The sequence below is a fragment of the Gleimia coleocanis DSM 15436 genome (assembly GCF_000159015.1).
In the GTDB taxonomy this organism is placed as follows: Bacteria; Actinomycetota; Actinomycetes; order Actinomycetales; family Actinomycetaceae; genus Gleimia; species Gleimia coleocanis.
In genome coordinates this window covers 1-21941 of sequence record NZ_DS999546.1, presented here as the reverse complement: position 1 = coordinate 21941, position 21941 = coordinate 1, and the positions used below count along the sequence as shown (strand labels likewise).

Here is a 21941-nt window from a genome sequence, read left to right as displayed (position 1 = left end):
TTCTTAGTATGGATAATTTTAGTACGACCCCTCCAAAGAACAGACTCTATGACGTCATCGCAATCGCATTCGTAAGCCTGCTGCTACTCTCCAATATCGCAGCTACCAAACTCATCGGCGTAGATCTTGGCTTCACCACCCTGATTTTTGACGGTGGCGCAATACTGTTCCCAATGACCTATATCCTGGGTGACGTACTTTCAGAAGTCTACGGATTAAAGAAAGCACGACGCGCTATCTTGCTCGGATTCTTCTACTCAATCCTGGCTTCCCTAGTGTTCTTACTAGTAGCCGCCGCACCACCAGCATCCGCATACGAACACCAAGCTGCTTTCGAAGCAGTCCTTGGCTTCGTCCCCCGCATCGTTGCGGCATCTCTATTAGCCTACTTTGTTGGGCAACTACTCAACTCCTGGGTATTAGTCACTATTAAACGCAAGTGGGGTGAAAAACACCTCTGGGCACGCCTCTTAGGCTCCACCCTGGTAGGTGAATTCGCTGACACACTTATCTTCTGCACCGTTGCCTTCTACGGCGAACTCACCGGAGCAGACTTCCTCAACTACCTAATCCTGGGTTACGTCTACAAAGTCACTGTAGAAATCGTGATGCTCCCCATCACTTACCCAACCATCCACCTAGTAAAACGTATCGAAGGTATCAAGGGCAGCACCATTTTGGAAGCTACCCCCGTAGCAGAAAAGGCTGATAACTAATGGGCGTTACCGACAACCTAGATTTTGAACGCATCGACGCACAACGCGGTTTTGAAATCACCGCGCGCGTAGATGAAGTACCAATCGAAACCCCCTACGGTGATAAACCACTAGGGCGAACCGGCATTCTTACTACCGCTCACGGACAGATTGAAACCCCAGCTTTCATTCCCGTTGGCACCCTTGCAAACGTTAAAGGTGTACTTCCAGAAATGATGGAAGACCTGGGAGCACAAGCGTTGCTCGCCAACGCCTACCACCTATACTTAACTCCCGGCGCAGATATCGTCGATGAAGCAGGCGGCCTGGGCAAATTCATGAACTGGGAAAAACCTACCTACACAGACTCTGGGGGTTTCCAAGTATTATCCTTAGGATCTGGCTACAAAAAAGTTCTCTCCCAAGAATTCTCCGGACAAAAACCAACCGCAGAACAAGAAGCCAAAGAAGCCGTCAAACGCTCACGCAAGTCCGTAGACGAAGACGGCGTAGTATTCCGTTCCCACCACGACGGCACAAAACACCGCTTCAACCCAGAAATTTCACTGAAAATCCAGCATCAACTGGGTGCTGACATTATGTTCGCCTTTGACGAACTCACCTCACTACTACACCCCTACGATTACCAGGTAGAATCCCTCGCACGTACACACCGCTGGGCACAGCGTTCACTCGACGCACACTGGAAACTCACTGCAGAACAACCAGAACGCCCCTACCAGCAACTTTTCGGCGTACTGCAGGGTGCCCAATTTGAAAACCTACGTCGCGAAACCGCACGAACCCTACGCGAAATGGAATTCGAAGGCCAAGGGTTTGACGGATATGGATTAGGCGGCGCCCTCGAAAAAGAAAATCTGGGAACTATCGTCTCCTGGCTCACCTCTGAACTACCTGAAGAAAAACCCCGTCACCTGCTGGGCATCTCTGAACCAGACGACTTCTTCCGCGCCATTGAAGTAGGCGCCGATACCTTTGACTGCGTAAACCCATCCCGCGTTGCACGCAACGCAGCTATCTACACTCCCGATGGGCGCGTAAATATCACTAACGCACGGTTCAAACGCAAATTCGAACCAATGGTGGCAGGCTGTGGCTGCTACACCTGTACGCACTACACTACCGCCTACGTACACCACCTGTTCAAAACCAAAGAAATCTTAGCCTCGACCCTGGCAACCATCCACAATGAGTGGTTCACCGTACACCTGGTAGATACCATTCGCGAAGCCATTAAAAATAGGGAATACTTGGCTTGTAAAGAAGAAGTGTTAGGACGCTTCTACTCTAAGAAAGGTTAATATGTTTTACCTGCCACAGACTATGTCTGCGACACCCGTTGAATATCAACGCACCTTCCGAGGATCAGAAACCCGCTGGTGGAGAATCCTACTAGGCATCCTAGCTGGGGTTACAACCTTCGGGATTCTCAGCATCATGCTGGTTGTCTCCCCATTCATCATTACTGGTTCTGACGGAAGTGAAATGTTAGCAAAAGTCAGCACTGAAAAAATCGACCTCCAAGACCCCTTTGTCTTAGTATTCCTAGCGCTTAGCCTAGCGGTAATTATTCCGTCCTCCCAACTAGCCTCACTAATAGCATTCCGTTCCAAGATTGGGTTCTTACACTCTGTGATGGGACGTATGCGCTGGGGATGGCTGGCAATATCTACCCTAATTTCTTTTGCTTTTTCTTTCACCCTCATTGTCGGTATTGAATCCCTCTTAAGCTGGGAACTACCAGCTTATAATCCTAACCCACGTCTATGGCTCATGATTCTCCTGGTAGTGACTTTGATTCCACTGCAATCTGCCGGTGAAGAATACATTTTCCGCGGTTTCTTGCCACAAGTAATCGGAGCAGTGATTCCATGGCGTAAGGTCGGTCTGGTTATTTCTGTAGTGGTTTCTTCTGCCCTGTTTGGTGCAGCACATGGATCTTTCGATCCAGCTACCTTCCTGCAGCTTGCCGGATTTGGTGTGGCAGCCTGGATTCTCACCTACCGTACCGGTGGGTTAGAAGCTGCAATTGGCCTCCACGCAATGAACAACGTAACCATCTTCGTGAAGGAAATGTTCGCTGGGGTTTCAGACTCCCTAGTCGGAGAAGACACGGTTACTCCTTGGTACGCGACCGTACTAGTTCTGGTAGTAATGGTTATTCAAGTCTTCACCATCGACGTTATCTACCGTAAGTGGGAGGCTCGTAAGCCTGAACGCCGTCACCTAACTGACCCTGCTCAGCGTCCGCTTCCTACACCAGACTACCTGCGCTCCAAGTTTGAAAAGGGCCAGTTCTACCCTGAGTACTTTAACCTGTACCCACCTCACGTACAGCAGCAGTACGCATACCTGGTTCCAGGCGTAGTTCCAGAGCAAACACCAACAGCAATGCCCGCTGTAGCTGCTGAAATGCCAGTAGCTGCAGGAGCAGCAGCACCTGTTGAAATGCCAGTGGCACAGCCAGTAGCGCAGGAAATGGCTATGCCAGTTCCAGCTGCTCCAGTTGCAACTGCAGATTCTACCGAGGATGTTCCATCCCCAGAGGTCACTGAAAATCCACAGACTAACCTCTAATAATCTATAGCTTGTGCCCTGAGTAGATTTCTACTCGGGGCACAAGCTATTTGGTCAAAATACAGGCTATACAACGTGTGGTGTTGCTGGGACCCGACTTTCCACGTTATAGGGGGAAAGTCGGGCTTTTAGTTTCTGGACACTATTCCTGCTTCATGCTCGGCTTCATATTTAGGAACTGCCGGTCACGGTGCGATGACAGTAGCGAATTGTGCGTGTAAGTAACAGATTGCGTGTACAACCCAAAAGTTCAGTTACACACTAACTGCTACTTCCCGGCACTGAACGCAATCTTCACGCTGGTTTTTGACACTAAACGCCTCCCCTACAGAGTTAAAGGCAGCGTTTAGTGCGTGCCAATACACTAAATGCCTCCTTCCAGCACTAACTGCGTTCCTCAACTACTACTAGTGACCCTCGATCGCACTGCCCAGGCTGTGGATACCTCCAACGTGCGAAATCAAGTTCACGCGTTTTCTCTGCGTGCGAAATCAAGTTCACGCGTTTTCTCTGCGTGCGAAATCAAGTTCACGCGCAGAGAGAACGCCGGAGTTATGATTCCCACGCAGCAACAAGGCAGAAACGCTATAAAGAACCCCCGAACCAACAAGGCTCAGGGGTTCTTTTATAAGCACCTCTCAGATGTTGAAGCCCAAGGCACGAAGCTGTTCGCGCCCATCCTCGGTAATGCGATCTGGGCCCCATGGTGGCAACCACACCCAGTTAATAACCACGTCGGAAGAAAGCTCTGCCAGAATCATCTGAGCTTGGTTTTCAATAACGTCAGTCAGTGGGCAAGCCGCCGAGGTCAGCGTCATATCAATGTTGATACGGTTATTTTCGTCGATGGCAATACCATAAACCAAACCTAAGTCAACAATGTTGATACCGAGTTCTGGGTCGATTACGTCCTTCAGGAGTTCTTCGACCTGGCTAGCGTCAAAGTCACCTGCAGAAGACATTGCTACGCCTTCCAAACGTTCATCCTGAACTTCAGCGAAACGCTGTTCCACCGGTTCTGGATTCGCCATTGGGTTATCCATTTTTGTCCTCTCTTAGAGCTTTAAGTTAAGCAGTTAGTTTCAAGCTTTATGTTCTTCTAAAGCTACTCCAGCTTTAGCCAGCGCGTCTTTCAAAGCATACCAACCAAGTAGTGCGCATTTAATGCGGTTTGGGAACTTAGAAGTACCTTCCAGGGCAGCGCCATCTTCAATACGGTCCAACAGGTCATCGTCTACCCCTTGTCCGCGGGAGTGCATCATAGTTTCGAAGTCATCATAGAATTGCGCGATTTCTGCTAATGACTTGCCTTCAAGTAATTCGCTCATGATTGACAAAGACGCCTGCGAAATTGAGCAACCGTCACCATCCCAAATGAGTTGGGTAATTTCGCCAGCTTCGTCAAGGTTTAAGCCCAAAGTTACTTCGTCACCGCAGGTTGGGTTTACCTGGTATGAAGAGGTCTGAATGTCTACTGGCAGGGTACCGGAGCCACAACGAGCACGAGAGTGGTCTAGGATAACCTGCTGGTACATTACATCTAACTGAGACATTAGTATCCTCCGAAGAATTTCTGCACGCCGCTAAGGGCAGCGCCTAATCGTTGTACTTCTTCTACTGTAGTGGTCAACCCCGCGGATGCACGAGTCGACGAGCGGACGCCAAAGAAAGTGTGAAGCGGAATAGCGCAATGGTGGCCAACGCGCACAGCAATAGATGAGGCATCCAGGAACTGCCCGACGTCGTGCGGGTGTACGCCATCTACTGCAAACGAGACAACAGCGGCACGGTTTTCGGCAGTTTCTGGTCCGAGGATACGGAGTCCCGGTACTGCGGCTATTTCTGCCACCATGGCTTCTGCCAAGATTTCTTCAGTAGCCGCTACCCTATCCATTCCGACTGTTTTCAAGAATTCAACAGCTTCTGCCCAGGCTACAGCCTGTGCTACGGGCTGTGAGCCGGCTTCAAAGCGATGTGGTGCAGGTAAGTAACGAGCACCTTCCATGCTGACGGTGGCAATCATGGAGCCACCGGAAAGTACGGGAGGCATAGCGTCGAGTAGTTCAGCGCGTCCCCAGAGGGCACCAACGCCAGTTGGTCCGCACATTTTGTGAGAGGACATGACGGCAAAATCAACGTCGAGAGCGCGCACGTCTACCGGCATGTGGGCAGCCGACTGGCAGGTATCGAGGACGACGAGCGCTCCCACTGCACGTGCTGCTGCCACGATTTCTGCGACCGGGCTGATAGCTCCGGTTACGTTGGACATGTGGGTGAAGGCTACGAGTTTTGTATTTGGAGTGATGACACTGAGGGTTTCAAGGTCAATCCGGCCTTCGGGAGTAAGGTCAAGGTAGGCGAATTCTGCTCCGGTGCGCTTGCAGAGTTCCTGCCATGGGAGTAGGTTTGCGTGGTGTTCGGCGCGGGTGGTGACGATTCGGTCTCCGGGGCCAATTCGGAAACATTCGGTTTGTGCGTTTCCGGCGTAGGTTTTGTCGAGGGACGCATTTTGCATGGCGTAGGCGATGAGGTTAAGCCCTTCGGTAGCGTTTTTGGTCCACACGAGTTCGTCGGTTTGCCCTCCGATGAAGGCAGAGACGGTTGTGCGAGCGTCGTCGAAGGCTTGGGTTGCTTCATCCCCGAGTTCATGGGTACCACGATTTACCGCTGCATTTGAAAGTTCGTAGAAACGTTTTTCGGTGTCGATTACGCGTTGTGGTTTCTGCGCGGTAGCAGCAGAGTCCAGGTAGGCGATTGCTTGTCCGTCTCGGCCGGTGCGGGAGAGGATTGGGAATTGTTCGCGTAGCTGGCTGAGTTCTGCGTCCGTGAGCGGGGTTGGTTGCGCAACTGTCATGCTTTTCGTCCAGAGTTTAGTTTCGTGGTGGGATATATTTTCGAGGGCGCATCTGTTTAAACTTAGTTTTCAGATGCGCCCTCGGGAAATATTATCAGGCGTTGAGGTAACGGTCGTAGCCTTCTGCTTCCAGACGGTCAGCCAGTTCTGGGCCGCCCTGGTCTGCAATCTTGCCAGCTACGAATACGTGTACGAAGTCTGGCTTGATGTAACGCAGGATACGAGTGTAGTGGGTGATCAAGAGAACGCCCATGTCGTTTGCCTGGTGTGCGCGGTTTACGCCCTCGGATACGATGCGCAGTGCGTCAACGTCCAGACCGGAGTCGGTTTCATCGAGGATTGCCATCTTAGGCTTAAGCAGTTCCAGCTGTAGGATTTCTAGGCGCTTCTTTTCGCCGCCGGAGAAGCCTACGTTTACGTCTCGTTCTGCGAATGCGTTGTCCATACGGAAGTTATCCATGGCTTCGCGTACTTCCTTAACCCAGGAACGCAGCTTTGGTGCTTCGCCGTCTACAGCAGTCTTTGCGGTACGCAGGAAGTTGGATACGGTTACGCCAGCTACTTCTACTGGGTACTGCATTGCCAAGAATACGCCTGCGCGAGCGCGTTCGTCTGCGGACATTTCCAGGATGTTTTCGCCGTCAAGCAGTGCTTCACCAGAGTCGATGATGTACTTTGGGTGTCCTGCCAGAGCGTATGCCAGGGTGGACTTACCAGAGCCATTTGGACCCATAATTGCATGGATTTCGCCTGACTTAATGGTTAGGTTTACACCCTTCAGAATCTGCTTCATGCCTTCGCCGGTTTCGACGCTGACGTGCAGGTCTTTGATTTCTAGAGTGGTCATTGAGAACTTCTTCCGTTACTTAGTTATCTACGTCTACCAGCACCTGCTGGTTTTCGATGGTCAGAGGATAAGTGCGTACTGGTTTTGGAGCTGGGAAGCTGCCTTCTCCGGTACGAAGATCGAATTCAGCACTGTGGGCCCAGCATTCGATGCAGCCTGCGCCGATGTCGCCTTCTGAGAGAGGCACATCCGCGTGGGTGCAGGTGTCATCGATTGCAAACCATTCTCCCTCGGTATCGCAGACAATGGCGACCAGGTGATTGGTTCCCGAAGCGTCGGTTAGGTTTACTGCACGGGCGCTTCCGGGAGTTAGGTCTGCTGGGCAAGCTAGCTGAAAGCTCATTCGCCTGCTCCCTGCAGGGCTCCACCGGCTTCGAGTTCAGCGTCGATGAGTTCCATCAGGTGTTCCTGAACTGCTGGGATGCCGATTTCGTTGATGAGTTCAGCGAAGAAGCCACGGACTACCAGGCGACGTGCGTCTGCTTCGCGGATACCACGAGCCATTAGGTAGAAGAGCTGTTCGTCATCGAAACGACCGGTTGCGGATGCGTGACCTGCACCTTCGATTTCACCGTTTTCGATTTCCAGGTTTGGAACAGAGTCGGTTAGAGTACCTTCGGTAAGAACCAGGTTACGGTTCAGTTCGTAGGTATCGGTTCCGTCTGCGCGTTCACCAATTAGGCAGTCGCCAACCCAGACAGAATGTGCGCCTTCACCCTGCAAAGCACCCTTGTAAGTTACGCGAGAGTAGCAGTTTGGCTCGGTGTGCGCAATGTATGGGCGGTGTTCGAAGTGCTGCCCCTTGTCTACGAAGTAGAGACCGAGCATTTCAATGTGACCGCGTTCTGCGCTGAATTCGGTGTCTGCGGACAGACGTACCAGGGAACCACCGAGGGTAACCACGATGTGACGCAGTTTGGTGTTCTTACCCGCGCGGAGGCGGTGGTTTGAAGCGTGGGTTGCAGTGTCGTCCCATTCCTGGAGGGAAACGAAGGTAATCTGAGCGTCATCTGCGGCATTTACTTCAACGGTTTGGTTGAGGTTTGCTTTACCAGTGTGGCTCAGTACTACTACTGCATGGGAGTTCTGACCAGCACGCACGTAAATACGCTGCGCCTGGTTTTCAGTGGCATCGCCGTTTACCTTGATGAAGATTGGTTCGTTTACTTCACCGTGGCGGGGAATGTCAATGAAGTGAACTTCCTGCGCCTGGTTCCAAGAAACTACCGCAGTGCGGTCTACTGGCGCTAGAACTGGGTCTAGGCGTTCGTCAGTAGCTGGCACTACTTCGTAGGTAGCTTCGTCAGATAGGGTTACTTCAACTGCTGGCGCAGAAGTTGCGTAGGAGGTATCGTCGAAGAGGAAGTTAATGCGTGGCATTGGGGTGAAACGCCATTCTTCTTCACGACCAGTTGGGATTGCAAAATCTGCGGTGTTGAATGAGGTCAGCTTAGTTGCACGAGAGTGGTGTACTGGTTCGTTTACCAGACCGTGCGAATGCGCGCGTGACATGGTTTCTGAAACGGTCATCCCACGGATCCTTCCATCTGTAGTTCGATCAGGCGGTTAAGTTCGAGTGCGTATTCCATTGGAAGTTCGCGGGCGATTGGTTCAACGAAGCCACGCACAATCATCGCCATTGCTTCGTCTTCTTCTAGACCACGAGACATCAGGTAGAACAGCTGGTCTTCACTCACCTTGGATACGGTTGCTTCGTGTCCCATTTCTACATCGTCAGTACGTACATCTACGTATGGGTAGGTGTCGGTACGAGAAATCTTGTCGACTAGCAATGCGTCACAAAGTACGTTGGACTTTGAGTGATGTGCCTTTTCATCGATTTCTACCAGACCGCGGTAGGATGCGCGACCGCCGCCTCGGGAGACGGACTTAGAGGTGATGGAAGAGGAAGTGTATGGTGCCATGTGAACCATCTTTGCACCGGTGTCCTGGTGCTGCCCGGTTCCTGCGAAGCCGATGGAAAGGGTTTCACCACGTGCGTGTTCACCCATCAGGTAGCAGGCTGGGTACTTCATGGTTACTGCGGAACCGATGTTGCCATCGATCCATTCCATGGTGCCGCCTTCTTCAACGATTGCACGCTGGGTTACCAGGTTCAAAACGTTGGTTGACCAGTTCTGAATGGTGGTGTAACGAACGCGAGCATCCTTGAGTACGAAGATTTCTACGATTGCAGAGTGCAGAGAATTAGTGTCATAGATTGGTGCGGTACAGCCTTCTACGTAGTGTACGTAGGAGCCTTCGTCCGCGATAATCAGGGTACGTTCGAACTGTCCCATTGCTTCGGTGTTAATACGGAAGTATGCCTGCAGTGGGATTTCTACGTGTACGCCTGGTGGTACGTAGATGAAGGAACCGCCGGACCAAGCCGCAGTGTTCAGAGCTGCGAACTTGTTGTCGCCTGCTGGTACGGCCTTACCGAAGTACTTTTCGAAGATTTCTGGGTATTCACGCAGACCAGAGTCAGTATCGAGGAAGATAACACCCTGCTTTTCCAGGTCTTCCTGGATTTGCTGGTACACAACTTCAGATTCGTACTGTGCTGCCACACCTGCGACTAGGCGGTTGCGTTCTGCTTCTGGAATACCTAAACGGTCGTAGGTTTCCTTAATTTCTGGTGGCAGTTCATCCCAGGACTGTGCGACACGGTCGGTTGGGCGCACGTAGTACTTGAATTCATCGAAGTCGATGTAGTCCAAGTCTGGACCCCACTTTGGAAGTGGTTTGCGTTCCCATGCCTTGAAGCCCTTTAGACGACGTTCGAGCATCCATTCTGGTTCGTTCTTAATCGCGGAGATTTCACGAACCAGTTCTTCGGTTAGACCGCGTTCGACGTTTGCACCGTAGTGGTCAGTGTCGTGCCAGCCGTATTCGTATGCGCCGATAGAGTTAATGATCTCTTCGTCGGTCTGTGGCTTCTTTTCTTCCACTTCCCGCGCTTCAGGCGTCATTGTTTCGGACATGTGTTCCTTCCTAGATGAGCGTTATGCTCGTTTTGAATCGTGTCGCCATCCAGTTCGTTTGGATAGTGACGCAACCGGAATGTGCGTGGTGCAGACGTGCTTTCCACCGGCGAGGGTGGCGAGGCGCTGTACGTGCACATCAAGTAGTCGTGCGAATGCCTGTGTTTCGGCTTCGCAAAGCTGTGGAAATTCTTCGGCTACTGCCAGGATTGGGCAGTGACCTTGACAGAGTTGGACGGCAAATTTTCCGCCTCCGATTTCACGGACGCTGGCCGCGTACCCGTCTTGGGTGAGTGCGTCTGAAAGAGCGGTTGCGCGTGCCCGCGGGTCCGTGCCGGCGGCGCGGATAACGGGTGCGTATTTACGTTCAATTTCTCTTGATCGCACGGCGGCGAAGCTCTCGACTGCGTCAGTGCCGGCTGTTTGCGCTAGGAAAGTGAGTGCTTTCCCAGCGATTTCGGCATAGGAGTCGTGGAGTCGCTGGTGTGCCAGGTCGGTTGCTACGTAGTGGCGCGCGGGGCGCCCCCGCCCACGTGGAGAGACTTGCGCAATGTCGTGAGCAACAATCTGTCCAGATTCTTCTAACGTGGCGATGTGGCGACGTACAGCAGCTGTAGTTAGACCCAGGATTTTCGCGATTACTGAAGCAGTTACTGGTCCTTTTTCTACGACTAGGTCCAGTACGGATTCTTTGGTTCCTTGATCATCCATTGGTCACGCTCCTCTCTGCTTCACCTTGGTGGTGGCAGCGTCAGCTCACGTTTTGTGAGGCTTTGGCCTTCCACCCCGCTGATTTTTCTTACCGTATTAATCTTAACGGATTTACGATACGTATTCATTACTTAAAAAGCGGATTCCGAGGGCGCTTTGCCTAGCTATATAAATTCTCTAAAGCAATCCATAGAAAAAACTAATCACATCCCGTAAATCAAAAGCTACAATCTAATCCATAACAGAAATCTAATCTGCTAAGATGTTTGTATAGCACTTTCAAAAGGAAAGGACCATTATGTGCTACCCAGTAACCTGCCCTAAATGCAACAAAACCACCTGGCAAGGATGCGGTGAACACATTGACTCAGTAAAAGCAGTCGTAGCTCCAGAAGATTGGTGCACTTGCCCACGTTAACCTTATAAAACTATTGGCGCCTCGAAGGAAACTCGAGGCGCCAATAGTTTTACTACTCACTACAAGAAAGCGACTACTCCCCTGTTTAACGGCCCAGCGGCGATTTAAACCAAAGAGACTCAACACTGCGCAACGACTCCCAATTTCGACTCCGCGCACTACCCGCAGCCAAAATGCCAACTACTGCAGAAGGGTTATGAATCAACCCAGCATGCACTGCATCTATAGCCTCATTAAGATTTACCCACCGCAAAGCCATAGTTTGTTCTTCATCACACCGTACATGCCGCTCGCCCTCGGGAACTTCCACCACATCGCGAGCCAAATAAATCCGCAATTCTTCAGTAGAACCACCCGGAGAAGTAAAATAATCCACCAACACATGCCAAGTGTCCGCCCGCAAATCCGCTTCTTCCCAAAGCTCTCGCTGCGCCGCTAACAGTGGGTCTTCACCAGCGATATCCAACAAACCCGCAGGAATTTCCCAAAGTTTAGCCTGCACCGGATGCCGGTACTGATCAACCAAAGCAATTTCTTCGCTCCCCGCCTCCCCACGCAGAGCTACCACTGCAACCGCTCCGGTATGCGCCACATAATGACGCCGTACAGGATCTGAATCCGGCGCTAACTGCACCAAATCCTCATCCATATCAAAAACTGCCCCATGCCAAACCCGTTGGTGTTCTAAAACCGGATATGACTTTCGCTCATCTGCAATCATCGTAAAACCCCTTCAAACAATACCAATACTTGATTAAGCAAATACGCTGAAATAATCCCTGCGAACAAGGTCAGCATAGAAAACTTCCACGTCTGCGATAAAGCCTGACGTAGTTGACTTTGTGGCAAAACCTTACTCAAAACCCGAATATACAAAAACTGTGACATTCCCAAGCCAACTGCAAAACCTAACCCCATGCCTAAAAGAGTCTGCGCACCAACCTCAGTCACAGAAGTAAAGTGCGAAACCTGCGGGAAAGACAAACCAACTACAAAAATAACTTGGAAAAGTATAACCAAAGCCCAAGTTTGGATTGCAACTACAGCTGCCATTCTCACTTGCCCCAGGGCGTAGAAAACCCGTTGTCCAAAGTACATGACACCATAGCCAGTCAGCGAAAAAGCCATGGCATAAAGCATCAGCCCCATCCCCACCACAGGAGTTAAAAAGCTGAACACTGCTACAGCAACCGGGGTTGCGGCCAATAAACCAGCACGCCCTAAAGCACCCGCTTTCAAAACTTTCTCAAGAGTTTGTTCTGCTTGCGCACTAAGTTCTAAAGAATCCCCCGCTGCATACAGGGCAGCCATGCGCGGGTAAAAAGCAGTTACTACGGGGAAAATTAAAAGTGCATAAGGCAACATATAGATTGCCTGACCGTACTGGAATATTGCCACAGTACCTGGATCACCAAACTTACGCATCAGCAATAAGCCACCAAAGACACTGACTTGCTGTGCTATTAAAGTTACTACGCCAGCTCCCCCAAGTTGCAGTGCCTGCTTGCGAACTTCTGCAGATATCCCCAGGCTAGGTCGTAGCCGTACCCCACTTAACCACACGGGAATAAACAGTGGAATGGAAAGCGCCATAACCCCCGCGGTGGTTCCCCATGCTAGTCCCTGTACCGCAGCTGTCGCGTCAGCGGAAACTAACAGCTGCTGATAAGCCCAGAAGCTAGCAATCGTCACCAGCGAAGAAAATAGCGGAGTAATAGCTGGCCAGAAGAATTTCTCTTGTGCTTGGAGGACTCCCCCCAACACTAAAGCCACCCCATAAAGCGGTAGCTGCCAGGCAAAAATCTGCAGAAAAACCGTGATTAGGTTTAACTGATTCTCAACATTCGCACCTGCCGGGATAGGCAACCAGCCTGCGATATGGGGAGCTAGGAAAAAGACGCTAACTGCCAGGAGGCTAAGAATAAGAGTTACCCAGGTTAACAGAGCAGAGGCAATCGCATTGACTTCCTGTTTTTGCTTTGCACTTACCGCGCCAGCTAGAACCGGAATCATGATGCCCGTTAGGGCTCCACCAATGACAATTTCGACAATAATGTTGGGAACTTGGTTTGCCAACGCATAGGCGCCAGCGACTTCACCTGAGCCTACAAAAGCCCCCTGTGTGAGCCACCGACCGAAGCCTACCAGCCTGGATAGGAGCGTCGTGATTGCAAGGATACCGACGCTACCAAGGGTGAATTTTTCTAGAGAAATCCGCTTCACCTGTGTAGTTCCCTTCTGGTATTAAACTTGGCTGTTTGAAAATAACGGTCAGTTTCGGCCAAGCATATCCAGCTTATGGAGCACCGGGGTATTTTCGATTACCTTAGTGAAACTAACTTTCTCAGAGAGAACATTAAGTCCAACGACCAATCCACACACAGCTGTTTTCACCGGTAGACACTTAATATTTGCACTCTGCATTCCCACCATCATGCCCAATGGGTTTGCACCGGCGTCCCCGAGCATAGCTTTACCAGCCAAGTCTTCTTCTGTAACAACTGCCATAGTGGCCAGGGTTAAAGACACTTGAGCCCCAGCCACCCCAGCATTAAGGATTGATGCTATGACGGCAACTTTCAAAGCACGTCCGGGACGCAGGTCAAATAAATTACCTAAGTTTGCGCACCCCGCGATAAGAGCCGTATCAACAAAGCATTCAACTACGCGTTGAGGCACCGGCTTGCTACTTTTTACAGCCCTATACAGGGCGTAAGTTCCAGCGCTGGCGCCAATCACGGCAACTTTCAAAACCCCTGTTGAGATATATCCGTTGCGCAAAGCGTTAAAGTGGCCTTTCAGCCCTTTAGCGATTTGCTCGCCATCATGTTCGCCTTGGTCAACATCATCGTAAAGCCCTGCTGTACCGGTGGCAGCTAACGCGCTGGCGGCAGCGAAGTTTCCCGCAACTAGGTTACCTGCGACTAGTCCAGCTGATAATGCCGGACCAGTAGCTAAAGTTACTGTATTACCCGCGTGATTAGTGCGTTGCAGTGCTGGGTGGAATCTGAGTTTTTCCTGTACTAATACGGTAGTTACCGCTGCTGTAGCGGTAGCGGCGAGAGCCCGCATGATTGTTTTCATTTTATTTCGCCTGGGTGTGCAGTTCTGGAATAACCTGCTGCGCAGAAGGAGCGAAGCCGATCTTAAGGTTCTTATCCTTTGCATTTACCAGCGCCAAGATAGCTGAAGTGTTACCCATAGTGGTTCCAGCAGAGTCAACAGTGGTTACCTTCACGGATGCATTGCGCAGTACTGCTACAAGACCTTTTTCTGATTCGCCATCACCCAGCACTACGCCCCAGTTTGGAGCCAATACTACTGCGTTTGCTAAACCAGTGAGGGCCGCTATATCAGCTCCCTTTGCAGATGCGTTAGTTTTAGCTTTCTTATCCTGTGGGGTGACTGCATTTTCAGCTGGCTTAACCACTGCTTCTGCAGGCGCACCCAGAACCAGGATAGTGTCAGAAGTAACGTTGCTGGCCTGATCAAATTCCACCAGGGTGGTTTCAGCTCCCGCTAGTTTTTCACGAAGGGCAACAGCTTCCGGGGTGTCCAGGGTGAGAGATTCTACGAGGGCGTGTCCTAAAACGTCTCCGCTATTAGCAGTATCTGCTAGTTTATTCGTCAGCTCTGGAGCTAACGTGTTTGCAAGTTCGATGCGGTATTCAGTTTGCTTCTTGTTTGCCCAGTCGGCGGTTAAAGTGGCCCGCTGGTTGATTGCCCCACCGGCGGTTTCAATCAGAGAACGTAAATCATCAATATCGGTCTGACGTGCACCTGGGAAAGTAACTAAAGCAACCTTACGGTCTTTTAGGCTCCCCGCGAGCGTTGCGCGAGCGGTGTCGAAAATCCATTCATTGCGCTGTGCAATGTCGCTGTGAGCTTTTTCGATTTCCAGGATATTTTGCGCCTGGTTTTCCTTCAGGGCTTCAACTTGTCCGGTGAGTCCGTTAGCGATTGGTTCCTGGAGGGGTCCTGCACCCAACACCACGCCTAGAGCGAGGGCGATAAAGACTGAGATAAGTGAAACCAGGTGATAGCGAAAATCAACCATTTATGTCTCCGTTTATTTTGTTGGGGTTTGCGGGGCCAGACCGATTAGTTCCTTAAATGAACTGAACAGGTCCCACAAGTGGACGCCAATAATAGATAGGACTGCTTGTCCAGCAGGTGTCATTGCCATCGCTAGGATAATGGCAAGCATACCGGTTAGAGCCAGCATCAAAAGTTGCCAGTTAGAAATTCGGGTGCGGTAAATCTGGGACAGGCCTTTAGCATCAACCAGTTTTGAACCCACTACTAAACGAGTGAGGAAGGTTGAAGACATACCTGCACGTCCTTTATCGAGGAACTCTACCAGTGTTGAGTGTGTTCCTAAAGAAACGATTAGGGAAGCACCTTTAGCATCCCCTAGTAGCATTGCAGCATCTTCAGAAGTACCGGTAACGGGGAATACAACGTGTTCTACACCAATACGTTTAACACGTTCCAAACCGGGAGCATTACCATTGCGATAAGCATGAACTACGATTTCTGCCCCACAGGTGAGTGCTTCATCAGAAATTGAGTCCATATCACCCAAAATCATATCGGGCTTAAACCCAGCTTCTATGATGGCATCTGCACCGCCGTCTACGCCTACCAACACTGGGCGATAGTCACGAATATATGGTTTCAGCAGAGCCAAATCTTCCTTATAGTGGTAGCCTCGCACGACTACCAGCATATGCCGCCCTCGGAAATCTGTTTTAACTTCTGGAATACCAACGCTGTTTAGCAGCAAATCGCGTTCTTTAACCATGTATTCCATGGTGTTAGCTGCAAATGCTTCAATTTCTTCAGCCATGCCTACCCGGGCAGCTTCCATAGCCTCAGCGTTGGTTTCCAAAGTCTGAAGTTTACCGGTAGCGATCAGGGTATCGCCGTCAAATATTTGATTTTCGTGAATCTGGATGGACTGACCTTCTGTCAGCTCCATGATTTCCGTACCCAAATCATCAATAAGAGTAATGCCTGCTTCCAGCAGGATTTCTGGGCCAAGGTTTGGATAGCGTCCGGTAGTTGATTTAGCTGCGTTAAGCACCGCTTTAGGTTGCTTTGCTACCAAAGATTCAGCAGCGATACGATCAATATCAGCGTGGTTAATAACTGCGATTTCGCCGGATTCCAGACGCATCGCTAGTCGTTTAGTGCGCCGATCAACGCGTACCACCGCACTGTCAGTCCCAGAATTCGTGGGGCTTTTGCGTTTCCACACGGCACTTTACCTTTCTGATTTCCGAAGCTGTGCTTCAGCTAAAAGTTCTTCAGCGTGAGCCTGCGCAGTTTCTGAATGCTGGGCTCCTGATAACATTCTAGCTAATTCAAGTACTCTTTCCCCGTTTTCCACTGGTTTCACAGTTGTGGTAGAGCCCTCTTTATGGATTACTAACTGCTGATCTGCCCAGGCCGCTACCTGTGCTAAGTGGGTTACTACCAACACCTGCCGATGCTTCGCGAGCCGCGCCAGACGATACCCAACTTCCCGGGCTGCACTACCGCCGATTCCTGCATCGATCTCATCAAAAATGTAGGTCAGACCCGCATTTTCACCCGCCTGCCGATCAGCAAGAACCACTTCTAACGCCAACATGATACGAGAGAGTTCACCACCAGAAGCTCCTGCGGCTAAAGGCGCGGGATGCAAATCGGGGTGAGGCTGTAGCAGCATCTCGATATCCTCTAATCCATCCGGTCCCGGGCGAATACGTTCTTTTAACGCGACAATGAAGTGTGCATTGGGCATGGCGAGGCCATGTAATTCAGTGTCTACTAGTTTTTCCAAGTTAGCACCCACCGCTGCCCGGGAAGCTGAAAGAGCTGCCCCGGTTTCTAAAACTTCAGCTTGGGCATCCAAAAGGTTCTGGGTGAGTTCTGCTAAACGATCATCAATATTTTCTAGCCCGGCTAGTTTCTGCTCTGCGGTTTCTGCCCATTCTAAGAGACCTGTAATGTCTACTGCGCGGCCTCTGAGTAGCTGGTTAATACTGCGCCGGCGTCCCTGTAGGGCATCTAACCTCGCTGGGTCGGCGTTAATCTCATGTAGCGCGTATGCCAGGTCGTCTCTTATGACTTGGGCTTGGGCGATGGTTTCTGCCAGGCGTTGGCTGATTTCATTTAGTTCTGGATCATAGTTTTCAATCCGGCGCAGGGCTTGCTGGGCTTGTGTCATTGCTTCCACTACCCCAAGTTCTTCTGCGTTTCCACTCAGATAACCGTGAGCTTGTGCCAGTCCTCCGCGCAGAGTTTCCGCATTCTCGATACGTTTTATTTCTGCTTGTAGACTGTCTTCTTCACCTGGTTCAAGGTTTAGTTTGCGAATTTTTTGTAGCACCGGAGTGAGTTCTTGGATTTCTGCTTCTGCATCGTCCAAGCTTGCTTCGAAGGCGTCTTTTTCGCGTTTTGCAGCTACCGCAATTTTCCACGCCTGTTGGTATTGTGCGACGAGTTCCTGGTGCTCACTAGAACCGAATTCATCTAAGATTTCCCGCTGATAGGCAAGATTCTTTAAGTTAAGTTGCTCTGCCTGACCGTGGATTACTGCGAGGTTTGGTCCCAGGTCCGTCAGCAGGTTAAGCGGGGCGGGACGGCGATCCAAATAGCTGCGAGAGCGGGTGGGGCTAATTTTTCGCCCGATTAAGAGTATTCCGTCCTCGGATTCTTGAATTTCATTTTTCCCGAGGGCGGCTTGCAAATCTTCATCCACCGTGAAAACCCCGTCAACGGTGGCTTCGGCTTCGCCAGCACGAATCTTTCCAGTATCTGCACGCTGCCCTAGCAATAGTTGTAAGGAAGTTAGCAGCATTGTTTTACCTGCACCGGTTTCCCCGGTAAGTACTGTTAGACCGGGTTTGAACTCGATACTTGCCTGCGCTATTACACCCAGATTACGAATATGCAGTTCTTCAATCATTGGCAGCTTCCTACCTATTCCGCCAGCCGTCTACTGGTAGGTTGAATTTCGCTACTAGACGGGCTGAGAAAGGAGTGTCGTTGAGACGGGCTAGTTTCACGGGGGTTTCTGATTTCGTGCAGACTACTTCAGTACCCGCTGGAACGGTGTAAGAGCGGATGCCATCACACCAGATTTCCAGGTCTGCGCGTTGTTCTTCTAAAACGGAGATTTCAAGTTTTGCAGATGGTCCCAACACCAGTGGACGAGTGAAAAGACCATGCGCAGCAAGTGGAACCATCAGGAAAGCTTCAGCATCTGGCCAGATTACCGGCCCCCCGGCAGAAAAACTATAGGCGGTAGAACCAGTTGGAGTTGCCACCAGAATACCATCAGCACCGTAGGTTGATACCCCGTGGCCGTCTACACCAACACCAAAGTGCGCTGGGTGTGCTAAGTCAGTATGCATGATGGATACTTCATTCAGAGCCCAATCTGAAATACTAGGTTGGTTTGGCGCGCTAACTTCGATCTGCAACGTCATGCGTTCTTCAACCTGATACTGTTGCGCTGCTACGCAGGCAATTAGTTGTTCTAAAGAATCCAACTCTGCTTCTGCCAGAAAACCCATATGTCCGATGTTTACCCCTAGAAGTGGTACATCGATTTTACGCGCTGTTTCAGCAGCTTTAAGTAAGGTTCCGTCTCCACCAAATACAAGAACTAACTCAACTTCAGTAGCGGTTAAATCCTCAGTAAGCGTAATCCCGTACTCTGCAAGTCCTTTTTTCACAAGCTCTGCGGTAGTAGCTGCGTCGGCGCGGAAAGGATTAATTATTGCCAGGACTTCACGCGTCATGTTCAACTCCTCCTGCGATTTTTCCATTGGTTTTTGCAGGACCGGCATTGATTGCTTCCCAAATCTGAACATCTAGTTCAGCCTCGTTAATGAACTCAACGACTCGGTTATTTTCTGCTTCCACGGTTACCGCTGGCGTAGCGCCCTCGGAAAAATCTTGCGCGACCGCTTTTAACGCCACAAAATACTCTACGTTGCCAGCTGGCCCTGGAAGTGGGCTGGCAGCTAAACCATAGGGATGCAAACCAATCTTCATCGCATAACGCACCACCGCGGAAACTGCCTCATGATGGTGGTCGAGGTTACGCACTACCCCGCCAGAGCCTAGCTTATCTTTCCCAACCTCAAACTGCGGTTTTACCATCAGTAAGAAATCAGCATCCGAAGCTGCCACATCTTTTAACGCATCTAAAACCAAGGTTAATGAGATGAAAGACAGGTCGGAAACCACCACCTGTGGGGCAGGTTCGATGTCTCCAGCTTGTAACTGTCGCACATTAGTGCGGTCACGGACTTCAACCCGTGGGTCATTTTGTAAACGCCAAATCAGCTGTCCATAGCCTACGTCAGCTGCCACTACACTAGCAGCACCATTACGTAATAAAACGTCAGTAAATCCGCCAGTTGATGCCCCGGCATCTAAACAGCGTTTATCTTTGATTTGGGGTGCTTTCTCCCCCAGGATTTCTAAAGCACCGGCAAGTTTATAAGCGCCGCGAGAAGCATAGTCAGGACTGTCGTTTAAATCCACAACAATCGCCTGTGCAGGATCCATCTGTCGGGCAGGTTTATAAACTACTTCCCCGTCTAACTTCACGTAGCCAGCCTGAATCATTTCCTGGGCTTTAGTGCGAGAGGGAGCCAGCTTACGACGCACTAATTCAGCATCAATTCTGCGTAATTTAGCCATTTCTGCTCCCTCATAAATAAGTTAGGCTGAGAGCCCAGAAAATTCCAGGCTCTCAGCCATTTTAAACTAAGCTACTGCTGTTTACGCAGTCTAGTTTAATCAGTGTGCTTCATCTTCCAAGTGAGCGGTTTCTGCAAGCAGGGCTTCCAGATCTTCTTCACCTGGTAGGAAGTCAACTACTGCATCAGCTTCAGTTGCTTCAACCGCTACGGTTTCTACTTCAGTTTCAACTACTTCTGGAGTTTTGACGATACCTGCTGGATCATCGTTTTCAACTACAGTTAGTTCTGGGCAGAATACCTTTGGTCCCTTAGCTGCCTGTTCCCAAGCTGCAGCAATCAGCGCGCGGTAGGAGTCCAGGGTGATGGTGGTGTCTTCGACCAGTGCTACCCCGTCCAAAGTCAGCTTACCGTTTACAACCTTCGCAACCTGGCCAACACCACAAGTCCAGGTGCCGTCACGGTGGTGACGTGGGCGTGGGTGTGGTTCGTTCAGACCACGCATATCTAGGTGTACCAGCTGTGGGCGCAGACCGCGGTCAGCCAGGATCAAATCCTTTGCAGAATGAACGCCGGTGAGAACGTGCATTACTGGCACGCCAGCGTTAAGAGCACCTGCAATGTCAGTTTCCAGACGGTCGCCAACAGCCAGTGCGCGTTCGCCGTTTACCAAGTGGATTGCGCGGTGGTAGATACCAGCCAGTGGCTTGCCCGCAACTTCTGGCTTCACGCCGGTGGAGTAGCGAACTGCACGTACTAACGCGCCGTTGCCCAGTGCAAAACCGCGTTCGATTGGCAGGGAGCCGTCCATGTTGGTTGCGAAGTGCTTAGCTCCAGCGTTGATTGCCAGTGCGCCTTCAGAAAGCATTGCCCAGTCTACAGAGCGGTCGAAGCCCTGTACGACAGCTGCAGGGCGTTCATCTGCGGAATCAACCAGTTCGTAACCAGCTTCAACTACTGCCTTGCGTAGGCCTTCCCCACCGATTACGAATACCTTGGAACCGGCTTCAATAGTTTCACCCATGATTGCCATTGCGTCCATTGCAGAGGTGTAGACATTGTGTTCGTCTGCTGGGAAGCCAAGGCTGGAAAGCTGCTCAGCTACTGCCTGTGGGCTGCGGGAGGAGTTGTTGGTTACGTAAACCTGCACAATGCCAGTTTCGGTTGCTTTAGTTACGCCTTCTGCTGCGTGGGCGATAGGTTCTTTACCCTTGTAGCATACCCCGTCGAGGTCTAGAATCAGGGTGTCGTAACGGGTTGCTGGAGCTTCTTCAGAGCCTTTGAGGTCGGAACGAACATCGTCAATATCAGCGTCTGCGAGTTCCAGGAAGTCAATGATTTCTGCATCGTCTTCTTCTGGGATGGAAGCTTCAATTTCGTCTGCTTCCAGGTTGCGTCCCAGGGAGCGCAGGTGCGTTACCTGTGCCAGGAGCAGTCGGGAGATTACGTGTTCTTCTGCCTTTGTACCGATTTTCTCGAGGGCGTTTTCTACCAGTAACAGAGCGGTTTCGTGTTCTTCCAGATCAGCGCGAGCGCCGGCTGCGACGATTACCAGTTCAACCTGTTCTTCCAAGGACACCTGATCCATTGGGGTGTCTTCGACCAATTCCAAGGCTTTTTCTGGCTTACCGAGCGCGCGTTCACAGTCTGCTTCAACTGCACGTAGAGCGAAATCACCACGCATACGACGTACTGCACGTACTTCACGCAGGGCTTCCTGGTAGCGTTCGGTTGCGTAAGCGGTAAGGGCAGCGGCTTCGCGTACGATATCGATACGACCAGCACGCTTTACAGCAGCTTGTGCGTACTTGTAACCAAGTTCAGGATCAATATCGATCAGCTGACCTGCCATTACCAAAAGCTTCGCAACTTCTTCTTGTCCACGTGCGCCCAAAGTTTCCAAAGCTTTAAGTACGTGAGTATCAAGTTCAGTAGCTTCTACACCTTCTGGCATGAAAAGGCCATCAATGGTGGAAGTATTAGGGGCTGCAAATTCGGCGTCAAACTGTTCGTTGAGGTGGTTTGCACGTTCTGCAGAGAATGCGCGTCGTTCATCCTTGTTGAAGTCAACACGTGGGCGGTCATCGCGACGGTCAAACTTACGGCCACCGCGGTCGTCACGGCGTTCGAAG

At 50.9% G+C, this 21941-nt stretch carries 20 protein-coding genes; 3 read left to right on the top strand and 17 right to left on the bottom strand.

Annotated features, from left to right (window positions below):
• Positions 1–8: 8 nt before the first annotated feature.
• From HMPREF0044_RS07280 to HMPREF0044_RS08025, 3 genes are read left to right on the top strand one after another with little or no spacing between them, the layout of a single operon-like run.
• On the top strand, positions 9–716 hold the full coding sequence (locus HMPREF0044_RS07280) for a queuosine precursor transporter (protein WP_006547487.1): 708 nt from the start codon (positions 9–11) through the stop codon (positions 714–716).
• Positions 716–2017, top strand: a complete 1302-nt coding sequence (tgt, locus tag HMPREF0044_RS07275) for a tRNA guanosine(34) transglycosylase Tgt (protein WP_006547486.1) — start codon at positions 716–718, stop codon at positions 2015–2017. The genes HMPREF0044_RS07280 and tgt overlap by 1 nt, the downstream gene beginning before the upstream one ends.
• Position 2018: 1 nt before the next feature.
• Positions 2019–3293, top strand: coding sequence for a CPBP family intramembrane glutamic endopeptidase (locus tag HMPREF0044_RS08025; RefSeq protein WP_006547485.1), 1275 nt, complete (start codon positions 2019–2021; stop codon positions 3291–3293).
• A 638-nt stretch (positions 3294–3931) separates the two neighbouring features.
• Here HMPREF0044_RS08025 and HMPREF0044_RS07265 read toward each other — a convergent pair.
• The 17 genes from HMPREF0044_RS07265 to HMPREF0044_RS07185 form a co-directional block, all read right to left on the bottom strand.
• Positions 3932–4336, bottom strand: a complete 405-nt coding sequence (locus tag HMPREF0044_RS07265; RefSeq protein ID WP_006547484.1) for a metal-sulfur cluster assembly factor — start codon at positions 4334–4336, stop codon at positions 3932–3934.
• A 39-nt stretch (positions 4337–4375) separates the two neighbouring features.
• Positions 4376–4846, bottom strand: coding sequence for a Fe-S cluster assembly sulfur transfer protein SufU (gene sufU, locus HMPREF0044_RS07260; RefSeq protein WP_006547483.1), 471 nt, complete (start codon positions 4844–4846; stop codon positions 4376–4378).
• A complete protein-coding gene (locus HMPREF0044_RS07255; protein WP_006547482.1) occupies positions 4846–6147 on the bottom strand; it encodes a SufS family cysteine desulfurase in 1302 nt (433 codons plus the stop codon). The genes sufU and HMPREF0044_RS07255 overlap by 1 nt, the downstream gene beginning before the upstream one ends.
• 94 nt (positions 6148–6241) lie before the next feature.
• A complete protein-coding gene (gene sufC / locus HMPREF0044_RS07250) occupies positions 6242–6994 on the bottom strand; it encodes a Fe-S cluster assembly ATPase SufC (RefSeq protein ID WP_006547481.1) in 753 nt (250 codons plus the stop codon).
• Between the two features lie 19 nt (positions 6995–7013).
• Positions 7014–7337 (bottom strand): Rieske (2Fe-2S) protein, encoded by a 324-nt coding sequence (locus tag HMPREF0044_RS07245; RefSeq protein WP_006547480.1) that lies wholly within the window; start codon positions 7335–7337, stop codon positions 7014–7016.
• The gene (gene sufD, locus HMPREF0044_RS07240; RefSeq protein WP_006547479.1) at positions 7334–8524 is read right to left on the bottom strand and encodes a Fe-S cluster assembly protein SufD; all 1191 of its coding nucleotides are present in this window, start codon (positions 8522–8524) and stop codon (positions 7334–7336) included. The genes HMPREF0044_RS07245 and sufD overlap by 4 nt, the downstream gene beginning before the upstream one ends.
• Positions 8521–9978: a Fe-S cluster assembly protein SufB gene (gene sufB / locus HMPREF0044_RS07235; RefSeq protein WP_006547478.1), complete on the bottom strand. Its 1458-nt coding sequence runs from the start codon at positions 9976–9978 to the stop codon at positions 8521–8523. Before sufB ends, sufD begins: the two co-directional genes overlap by 4 nt.
• Positions 9979–9999: 21 nt before the next feature.
• Entirely contained in the window at positions 10000–10689 is a 690-nt protein-coding gene (locus HMPREF0044_RS07230) for a helix-turn-helix transcriptional regulator (RefSeq protein WP_006547477.1), read from the bottom strand.
• 503 nt (positions 10690–11192) lie between these two features.
• The gene (locus HMPREF0044_RS07225) at positions 11193–11828 is read right to left on the bottom strand and encodes an NUDIX domain-containing protein (RefSeq protein WP_006547475.1); all 636 of its coding nucleotides are present in this window, start codon (positions 11826–11828) and stop codon (positions 11193–11195) included.
• Positions 11825–13330, bottom strand: a complete 1506-nt coding sequence (murJ, locus tag HMPREF0044_RS07220) for a murein biosynthesis integral membrane protein MurJ (protein WP_006547474.1) — start codon at positions 13328–13330, stop codon at positions 11825–11827. Before murJ ends, HMPREF0044_RS07225 begins: the two co-directional genes overlap by 4 nt.
• A 48-nt stretch (positions 13331–13378) precedes the next feature.
• The gene (locus tag HMPREF0044_RS07215; protein WP_006547473.1) at positions 13379–14191 is read right to left on the bottom strand and encodes a hypothetical protein; all 813 of its coding nucleotides are present in this window, start codon (positions 14189–14191) and stop codon (positions 13379–13381) included.
• Position 14192: 1 nt separating this feature from the next.
• Positions 14193–15164: a copper transporter gene (locus HMPREF0044_RS07210; protein ID WP_006547472.1), complete on the bottom strand. Its 972-nt coding sequence runs from the start codon at positions 15162–15164 to the stop codon at positions 14193–14195.
• A 12-nt stretch (positions 15165–15176) separates the two neighbouring features.
• Entirely contained in the window at positions 15177–16367 is a 1191-nt protein-coding gene (gene steA / locus HMPREF0044_RS07205) for a putative cytokinetic ring protein SteA (protein ID WP_040313237.1), read from the bottom strand.
• A 6-nt stretch (positions 16368–16373) separates the two neighbouring features.
• On the bottom strand, positions 16374–18062 hold the full coding sequence (recN, locus tag HMPREF0044_RS07200) for a DNA repair protein RecN (protein ID WP_006547470.1): 1689 nt from the start codon (positions 18060–18062) through the stop codon (positions 16374–16376).
• A 10-nt stretch (positions 18063–18072) separates the two neighbouring features.
• On the bottom strand, positions 18073–18900 hold the full coding sequence (locus HMPREF0044_RS07195; RefSeq protein WP_006547469.1) for an NAD kinase: 828 nt from the start codon (positions 18898–18900) through the stop codon (positions 18073–18075).
• Positions 18890–19810, bottom strand: coding sequence for a TlyA family RNA methyltransferase (locus HMPREF0044_RS07190; RefSeq protein ID WP_006547468.1), 921 nt, complete (start codon positions 19808–19810; stop codon positions 18890–18892). The genes HMPREF0044_RS07195 and HMPREF0044_RS07190 overlap by 11 nt, the downstream gene beginning before the upstream one ends.
• Before the next feature lie 99 nt (positions 19811–19909).
• Positions 19910–21941: HAD hydrolase-like protein (locus HMPREF0044_RS07185; RefSeq protein WP_006547467.1), on the bottom strand; the 2032-nt coding region annotated here is incomplete at its 5' end.